We start from the raw sequence: 3100 nt of genomic DNA, 5'->3' as shown, positions 1-3100 counted from the left end.
CCGAACTGCGAAGAGATCGCACTTGTGAACGACACGACACCCCTAGAGGGGCGCGTTCGCGGGAATAGGGGGTGTTGGCGGCGGACCCGTCCGGGGAGCATCAAGGGAGCCGCCGAGCTGAGCCCCCTCAGCACCCCCCACTCGGTACGCGGACGAAGACCGCCGTATACCGGCCTGTCGCACGAGCGAACTCGCAAGCGCAGCAGGATCGTTGGCAGGATGGCCGGCAGGACCGAGAGGCCCGCACCCCCGCTGGGCCGCCCTGTGTCTCACTGAGAAGGAATGCGGTGGACGACGTAACTCAGCACACGACCATCACGGACACGACCTCCAGCACACCCGGAAGAGAGGAACCCGCGTTCCGTCTCGACGGCCTGCACAAGGTGTTCGGCGACTACACGGCCGCGGACCACGTGGAGCTCACCGTGCGCCCCGGTTCGTTCTACGGGCTCGTAGGACCGAACGGAGCGGGCAAGACCACCACGCTCTCGATGGCCGTGGGCCTCCTGCGGCCCGACGCGGGCACCGCCCGGGTCCACGGCGTCGACATCTGGGCCCAGCCGCTCCAGGCGCGCCGCCTGCTGGGCGTCCTGCCCGACGGCCTGGCCATGCCCGAACGCCTCACCGGACGGGAACTGCTGACCTATCTCGGCCAGTTGCACGGGCTCGACGCCACCGAGGTGGACCGGCGCGCCGACGAGCTGCTCGCCGTCATGGAACTCGACGGATCGGCCGAAAGCACCCTGGTGGTGGACTACTCCACCGGCATGCGCAAGAAGGTCGGCCTCGCCACGGCACTGCTGCACGCCCCCAGGATGCTGGTGCTCGACGAGCCGTTCGAGGCGGTCGACCCGGTCTCCGCCGCCACCATCAAGCAGATCCTGCGGCGGTTCGTCGAGGGCGGCGGATCGGTGCTGATCTCCAGCCACGTCATGGCACTCGTCGAACAGCTCTGCGACACCGTCGGCGTGATGGCCCGGGGCCGCGTCGTCGCCGAGGGCCCGCTGGACGACGTGCGCGGCAGCCGCTCGCTGGAGGAGACCTTCGTCGACCTGGTCGGCGTCACCGTCGGCGGCGGGGAGGGGCTGTCGTGGTTGGCGTCCTGATCCGGATGAAACTGGCCGTGCTGCGCCACAGCACGTCCGACACCAAGATGGCGCTGAGCGGCCTCGGCTGGGCCGCCGGCATCTGCCTCGCCGTCACCACCGTCATCCTGGCGTTCCTCGACTTCAACCAGCCCCGCATGCTGATGGACGTGCTCGCCGTCACCTTCGCGCTGTGGGCCCTGGGCTGGATCGTCGGCCCGATCTTCGCCGGCGAACCCGCGCTCAACGGCGAGCACTTCCACCGCCAGCCGATCCCGCGCCGCACCCTGACCCTGGGACTGCTCGCCGCCGCGCTGGTCGCCGTCACCACGGCGATCACCGTACTGGCGTTCGGCGCGACGATCGCCTTCGCGGCCCGGCTGAGCTGGCAGGCCGTCCTGGTGTCGGTGCCCGCCGTCGTGCTGCTCCTGCTGCTCGTGGTCATCCTGTCCCGGGTCGTCACCCTGCTGTTCCGGGCCCTGGCCCGGTCCCGCATCGGCGGCGCCATCACCGCGACCGTCACCGCCGCGATCGTCTCCCTGTGCTCCTTCTCCTGGGTGCTGATGATCGGGATCTACCTGCTCCTGGAGCACGGCTTCCCGGACACCTTCTCCACCGTGGTGCGGGCGCTGCCCTCCAGCTGGGGACTGCTCGCCGTCGAGGCGGCGGGCCGCGGCGACTGGCTCTGGGCGATCGGGCCGCTGGTCGCGCTGGCGGTGCTCGTGCTGGCGCTGTTCGCCGCCTGGAGCGCGCTCCTCGGACCGCAGCGGCTGGCCCGCCCGGTCGTCCGGGGCTCCTCCGCCGAGCAGGCCGTACGGTGTCCGCGGCTCTTCCGCTCGGACGTGGGGACGATCTGCCGCAAGGAGCTGCGCACCTGGTGGCGCGACCCGATGCGCACCCAGAGCATCGTCCTCGGCCCGGCGTTCGCGGTCATCACCGCCGTGTTCCCGCTGATCTTCGACTTCACCGCGGCGTTCCCGTTCGTCGGCGCGGCCGGCGCCCTGATGGCGGCGGCGACCTGCGCCAACCTCTACGGCCAGGACGGCACCGCGCTCTGGCTGACCCTGACCGTCCCCGGCAAGGAGAAGGCCGACGTCCGCGCACGCCAGCTCGCCTGGCTGATCGTCTTCGGCCCGCTCACCCTGCTGCTCACCCTCGCCGGATCGCTCCTCCACGGCGACCCCCAGCTGCTGCCGTGGGCGCTGGCCGCCAACATCGCCGCCCTCGGCGGCGGTTCCGGCCTGCTGATCTGGGCCTCCGTCGCGGTCCTCGTGCCCGGCCCGGACCCGCACAAGAGCAAGAACTCGCCGATGGACCACGGCGATGTCACCGGCCAGTCGTTCATGATGTTCTTCCTCGTCGCGCTCGCCCTGTGCCCCGCCCTCGGGGTCGCCTGGGCCGGCCACGCGCTGGAGCAGCCCGCGCTGCTGTGGGGGAGCCTGGCGGTCGCCCTGCTCACGGGCGTCCTCAGCCATGTGCTGCTCGGCACGGTGGCGGCGCGCAAGCTCCGGGACGAGGGACCGGAACTGCTGCACCTGATGCGCTCGGGCGCCCCGTCCTCCACGGCCACCCCCGAGGAGGACGCCGGGAAGTCCCCGTTCGAGACCATGTCCGCCGGGCGCCAGACGCTGATGTGGACGGCCATGGCCGTCGGCATCGTCGGCACGCTCCCGCAGGGCCTGGTGGCGCTGGGCATCAAACTCAGCGGCTCCCCGGACAAGGTGTGGTTCCTCGCCCTGCACGTCGACGACCCGTGGCAGTGGCCGGTGATCGTCGCCATGGTGCTGATCGGCGGCTCGGGCTTCTGGGCCGCATACTGGCTCTACCGGGCGGAGAAGAGCCGCACGGAGCAGATCCCCGCCGAGAAGAACCGCGCCGAGGCGGTGACCGTGTGAGCGGCGCCGTCCGGCAGCCCGCGCGCCCCTGAGCGTGCGACCGTGCCGTCGCCCCCTGACCAGGCGGTTATAGGGGCGGCGGCACGGCTGCTAGGGGTTGGCCGCCCCGTCGGGCGCTGG

General features: G+C 71.7%; 2 protein-coding genes. Both read left to right on the top strand.

The genetic code is table 11. From position 1 onward, the window contains the following. Positions 1-314: 314 nt before the first annotated feature. A complete protein-coding gene (locus IAG43_RS33395) occupies positions 315-1106 on the top strand; it encodes an ABC transporter ATP-binding protein (protein WP_187744986.1) in 792 nt (263 codons plus the stop codon). Further along, positions 1091-2980 carry a hypothetical protein gene (locus tag IAG43_RS33390; RefSeq protein ID WP_187744886.1) on the top strand — a complete coding sequence of 630 codons (1890 nt, stop codon included), beginning with the start codon at positions 1091-1093 and terminating at the stop codon, positions 2978-2980. Before IAG43_RS33395 ends, IAG43_RS33390 begins: the two co-directional genes overlap by 16 nt. Positions 2981-3100 lie beyond the last annotated feature (120 nt).

Origin of the sequence: Streptomyces genisteinicus (genome assembly GCF_014489615.1) — a bacterium.
Taxonomy (GTDB): domain Bacteria; phylum Actinomycetota; class Actinomycetes; order Streptomycetales; family Streptomycetaceae; genus Streptomyces; species Streptomyces genisteinicus.
The sequence above is the reverse complement of the archived record's forward strand: the minus strand, read 5'-3'. Positions and strand labels throughout refer to the sequence as shown.